The sequence below is a fragment of the Pseudomonadota bacterium genome, assembly GCA_010028905.1.
Taxonomy (GTDB): domain Bacteria; phylum Vulcanimicrobiota; class Xenobia; order RGZZ01; family RGZZ01; genus RGZZ01.
The window spans coordinates 1-5645 of record RGZZ01000335.1; the positions used below are offsets into that span (position 1 = coordinate 1).

Annotated in this window: 3 protein-coding genes; 2 read left to right on the top strand and 1 reads right to left on the bottom strand. The window is 66.9% G+C overall.

What is annotated here, in order from left to right; all coding sequences use genetic code 11:
* A partial coding sequence (locus tag EB084_18365) for a response regulator (GenBank protein NDD30225.1) occupies nt 1-2808 on the bottom strand: 2808 nt, incomplete at its 3' end.
* 176 nt (nt 2809-2984) lie between these two features.
* Here EB084_18365 and EB084_18370 point away from each other — a divergent pair.
* Both EB084_18370 and EB084_18375 read left to right on the top strand, forming a co-directional pair.
* Nucleotides 2985-4427, top strand: a complete 1443-nt coding sequence (locus EB084_18370; GenBank protein ID NDD30226.1) for an adenylate/guanylate cyclase domain-containing response regulator — start codon at nt 2985-2987, stop codon at nt 4425-4427.
* Nucleotides 4428-4489: 62 nt separating this feature from the next.
* The coding region (locus EB084_18375) for a hypothetical protein (GenBank protein NDD30227.1) at nt 4490-5645 on the top strand (1156 nt) is incomplete at its 3' end.

Genomic DNA, 5645 nt, shown 5'->3' on the forward strand with positions numbered 1-5645 from the left:
GGGCTTGGTGAGGTAGTCGTTCATGCCCGCGTTGAGACACTTCTCTCGGTCTCCCGTCATGGCGTGGGCGGTCATGGCGATGATGGGGAACTCTTCGAAGCCAGGCCGCGAGCGAATGGCCACCGTGGCCTGGTAGCCGTCCATGACGGGCATCTGCACGTCCATGAGCGCGAGGTCGAAGGTGTCGTGATCGAGCATATCGACGGCCACACGGCCGTTGTCGGCCACGGTGACGCGCGCGCCGGCCGCCTGGAGAACCTCTTGGGCGATCTGCTGGTTGATGGCGTTGTCCTCGACCAGCAGAACGCGGATGCCCTCGAGATCGCGCGCAGCGAAGCCCTGCTCGTCAGTCGTCATATCGTCGTCGCCTCGCTCGATCTCGAGGCCGAGCGCGCCGACGAGTGCGTCGCAGAGCATGGGAGCACTCACGGGTTTTGCCAGGGTACCGTCGAGCGAGAGCTCCTTGAGGCGCGGAAGCAGGGCGTCGCGGTCTCGCCCGGTCACCAGGATGATTCGCGCCTGCAGACGAGGGTTGGCGCGAATCCTTCGGGCGGTCTCCAGCCCGTCGAGCTCGGGCATGCGCCAGTCGAGCAGCACCACGTCGAAGGGCGCGCCTTCGTCAGCGGCGCGGGTCAGCATGTCGAGGGCTTCTTGACCCGAGGCGGCTGCGCTCGACGTGGCCTGGAACACGCGGACGATGTTCGAGAGCGCTTCACGGGCGCTCGGCGTGTCGTCAACGACGAGCATGCGAAGCCCCTCGAAGGTGCGCATGATCTTCGACGCGCGGGTCGCGCGCTCGAAGGTGGCGGCGAACGAGAACACGCTGCCCTCGCCGGGTGCGCTCTCCACAGCGATATCGCCGCTCATGAGCTCGACCAGGCGCTTCGAGATGGCCAGCCCGAGGCCTGTGCCGCCGTAGCGGCGCGTGCTCGAGGTGTCGGCCTGAGAGAAGGCCTGGAAGAGGCTCTCCTGTTGCAGGGGGGTAAGGCCGATTCCGCTGTCGCGAACGCTGAAGTAGAGGGTCACGTGGCTGTCGTCGCTGTCGAGCAGCTCGACGCGCACCAGCACCTCGCCCTGTTCGGTGAACTTGATGGCATTGTTCACCAGGTTGATCAAGACCTGCCCCAGCCTGAGCGGGTCGCCGCGCAGCGTTGTCGGAATGGCCGCGTCGGTGTCGAAGATGAACTCGAGCCCCTTCTCGGCCGCCCAGGCGCCCAGCAGCGCGCGGATGTTGTCGAGCACATCCTCGAGCTCGAAGTCGATGCGCTCGAGCTGCATCTTCCCGGCTTCGACCTTCGAGAAGTCGAGGATGTCGTTGATGATCGAGAGCAGCTGCTCGCCAGAGCGCTGGATCTTGCCCAGGTAGTCGCGCTGGCGGGTGTCAAGGTCGGTGCGCAGCGCGAGGTGGGTGATGCCGATGATGCCGTTCATGGGCGTGCGGATCTCGTGGCTCATGTTGGCGAGGAACTCGCTCTTGGTCTGGGTGGCGGCCTCGGCCGCCTCCTTGGCTGCGATGAGGTCGCGCTCGAGCTGCTTGAACTCGGTGACGTCCTGGTTGACGCCGTACAGGTCGGTGGGCTTGCCTTCGGCGTTGGTCGCCACCTTGCCCAGCGCGTGGATCATGACGGTGCGCCCGTCGAGCGGACGCTTGTAGGCGTAGGTGACGTCGTACGAGGCCGAGCGCCCCTCGAGGGCCGCGGTGAAGCTCTCGATGATGATGCGTGCGGCCTCCTCGTCGGCCGCCTTCACGTTGGCGAACCACTCCTCCATGATGCGGTAGCGGAACCCCTGGCGAGGGGGGTCGCCCAGGATGGCGGCGCATCGCGGCGATGAGGTGTACCAGCCGGATCCGTCGAGGGGCACGTGCCAGTGGCCTGATCGGGTGAGATCGAGGGCGGTGTCGCTGAGGAAGTTCGCCTGCCTCAGCTCGGCGGCGTTCTCGGCCAGCTTGCGCTCTGCCTCCTTGCGGTCGGTGATGTCGCGGAAGGCCACCACGGCCCCCACCACGCGCCCGGTCACGCCGAGCAGAGGCGTGGCCGAGTACTCGACCGGGAAGCTCGTGCCGTCCTTGCGCCAGAAGACCTCGTTGTCTCGACGGCTGCTCACGCCGCGCGTGCTCGCCTGGTGCATGGGAGATGACGCCAGGTCATAGGGGCGACCGTCGGCGTGGCTGTGGTGGATGAGCGCGTGTGTCTTACGATTGATGACCTCGTCGTGGGTGTAGCCCAGCAGCGTCAGCGCGGCGTCATTGACGAACACCGCGCGCAGCTCGGCGTCGGTGCCGTAGATGCCTTCGCTCACCGATTGCAGCAGCAGGCGGCTCCGCTGCTCGGCCGCCACCAGTTGGGCGTTGCGCTGGCCCAGGCCGGAGGCGATGCCACAGACGGCGTCACCGGCCTTCCTCACGCGCTCGAGCATGCCGTCGAGCTGACCCGCGAGCTGCCCCACGGCCCCCTCGGCGGGCAGCTGGAGGGCTTTCGTCTCGAGGGTGAGCGACTTCACGATGTCGCCACCCGCCACGCGGCCCGCGGCCTCGGAGAGGCGGTCGACATCGCCGAGAACCCGACCGGACTGCTCGATCAAGGCGGACACCGGGACCACCACCTGCTGCTTGAGGGTCTCGAATGCCGAACGCGTGGCGATGATGGCGACGACCAGACCGAACATCAAGACTCCGATGAGAACCGCTGCCGGACCTTCGCGGAGCGTGGGATCGACCGCCGGGAGGGCCACGCAGCCCATCTCGAGCGTGAGCAGGATGATCACGATGCGACGGTACGAATTCGTGAGCAGCCGTTGTTCGTCCATGACGTGTGTTGATTCAAGGCCGACAGGCCATCTCCTGGAGCCTCGGCCGGTCTCGCGCTACGGTCTGGAGGCGAAACGACCTTCGAGACCGAAGACCCGCTTGATGCAGCCCGGCATCGCACCAGCGCACGAGTGACGAGCGGAGGAATGAGGCCTCGCGCGGGCCTGAGCAAGCCATGACGCTTCCCGTACCCGATCTCGCAACGACCCCCGTGTCTTCTCCCGAGAAGATCCTCCTGGTCGACGACACCCCCATCAACATCCAGATGCTCCATCAGGTGCTGAAGGGACAGGGGTACCACCTGCTCATGGCGCGCAACGCCGAAGACGCGCTGCGAATCGCGCGCGACGAGCGTCCAGATCTGGTTCTGCTCGACATCGTCATGCCGGATGTCGACGGCTTCGAGACGTGCCGTCGCCTGAAAGAAGACGTGTCGACCCGCGACGCCGCGGTCATCTTCATGTCGTCGCTCAGCGAGACCGACAGCAAGGTGAAGGGCCTCGAGGTGGGGGCGGTCGACTACATCACCAAGCCCTTCGAGCCGGCCGAGGTCATCGCACGGGTGAACACCCACATGACCATCCAGCGGCTGCAGCGCGATCTCACGCGCAAGAACGAGTTCATCAGAAACGTGTTCGGCCGCTACGTCTCTGCGCAGGTCGCCCAGCAGGTTCTCGACTCTCCGGAAGGCCTCGACTTCGGGGGCGAGGAGCGCGAGGTCACCATCCTGATGTCCGACCTGCGGGGGTTCACCAGCATCGTGAACCGTCGCACCCCCAAGGAGGTGCTCTCGCTGCTGAACCTGTACCTCGAGGCCATGGTCGAGGTCATTGAGCGGTTCCAGGGCACCATCATCGAGATTCTCGGAGACTCGTTCCTGGTGATGTTCGGCGCCCCCCTGTCTCTGCCCGATCACGCCGACCGCGCGGTGGCCAGCGCCATCGCCATGCAAGGGGCGATGGTCGAGGTGAACCGAGTGGCCGGCGACCAGAGCCTGCCGCTGCTCGAGATGGGCATCGGCGTGCACACCGGGCCGTGCGTGGTGGGCAACATCGGCTCAGAGCGCCGCAGCAAGTACGCCGCCGTGGGCACCACGGTGAACCTCGCGGGGCGCATCGAGTCGGTCACCATGGGTGGTCAGGTGCTCGTCTCCGAGACCACGCTGGCGGCGGTGAAGGTCCCCCTCGAACTGGAAGGTGAGTTCTCCATCGAGCCCAAGGGCGTCATGCGCAGCCTCCACCTGAGTGCGGTGCGTTCCATCGGAGGACCGTTCGCCCTGTCTCTTCCCGAGACCGATCGCACCCTGCACCTCGTGGTGCCGGCGCTGCCGCTCTCGTTCACCGTGGTGCATGAGAAAGCGGTGGCGCAGACCGTTCACGACGGTCTGCTGCTCGAGCTGTCGGAGCGCGAGGCGCGCTTCGTGTCGAGCTTCGTCCCCCATCCGCTCGACAACCTCAAGATCCGGCTGGCCGACGACACCGGCGAGCAGGTCTGCGAGACCTATGCCAAGGTGCAGGCCAACAGCAACGGGGCAGGCAACACCACCCTCATCCGCTTCACGTCGCTCTCCGCTGATGTGCGCAACTGGATTGCCAGCCAGCTTCCGAGACGGCGTTGACAGCGGCACACGGTGGGGAGGCCGCGCTGTCTGGACGGGCTTCGCCACGGTTCCGAGCCCTGATGGCCCTGCTCATCGCCGCCAACCTGCTTCTCGCCCTCTGGTGGCATCAACGCGCGGGTGCCCCCCGGCGCCCCACCCGCCTGTTGCTCGTCACCATCGACTGCCTTCGCGATGACTACATGCGCGACGCGAGCAAGGCGACCTACGTGAGCAACGCGCTCGCGCTCTCGCGCCAGGGCGTGAGCTTCGAGCGGGCCTACGCGCAGTGCGATCGCACCAGCTTTGCCACCGCGTGCCTGCTCCACAGTCGATTCATGAGCGACGGAGGGTCGTGGCCCTCGCTGCCGGAGCAGCTGCAGCGCCGCGGCTACGCCACGGCCGCGTTTCTGTCGAGCTATGTGATGCTGGCCTCCGGACGCTTCTCGCTCTCCACGGGCTTCGACACCTTTGACTGCCCCCGTGCAGACGCGGGGGCCGAGTGGCGGCCGGCGGAGGCCACCACCGATGTCGCGCTGCAGTGGATGGCCTCGCACAAACGCGACCCCCACTGGTTCCTGTGGGTCATGCTCTGGGACATCCATCAGGCCACCAGCCTCATCACCGCGGGCGCGGCCGCGCCGTCGTCGTACCCCTCCACCTATGACGCGGGAGCGGCGGCCAGCGATCGCGCCCTGGGGCGCCTGATGAAGGGGCTCGCCGAGACCGGGCAGGACGACGACACGCTGGTGGTGCTCACCGCGAATCACGGCTTCTCTGAAAATGCCCAGGACGACGCGCTCACCGAGGGGCTGCTGCACGTGCCGCTGGTCATGCGAGCGCCGCGCTGGCTCGGCGAGCCGCGACGCGTCTCCACCCCGGCGATGCACGTCGACGTGGCGCCGACCGCCCTCTCGACCCTCGACGTGCCGGGCGAGGGAGGGTCGGGGCAGGTGCTGATGTCGGCGCTTGACCCGGAACGCCCCGTGTTTGCGGAAACGCCCGAGCAGGCCGGCCGATGCGTGATACGAAACGGCTGGCAGCTCGTGGAGTACGTTCGCGATTTCACCGTGCATCGGCGCATCAACGGAGTCGATCAGTTCGTGGTGCGAAAGCGGAGCCAGACGCGCGAGCTGTTCGAGCTGAGCAAGGACTCGAACGGGAAGCACGACGTGATCGCCGCACATCGAGACGTGGCGGATGCGCTGCAGCAGGCGCTGTCCGCGTGGACGGCACGCC

Excerpts from the sequence above, each read along its gene's own strand:
- EB084_18370 (NDD30226.1), top strand. The coding sequence starts at position 2,985 with ATGACGCTTCCCGTACCCGATCTCGCAACGACCCCCGTGTCTTCTCCC.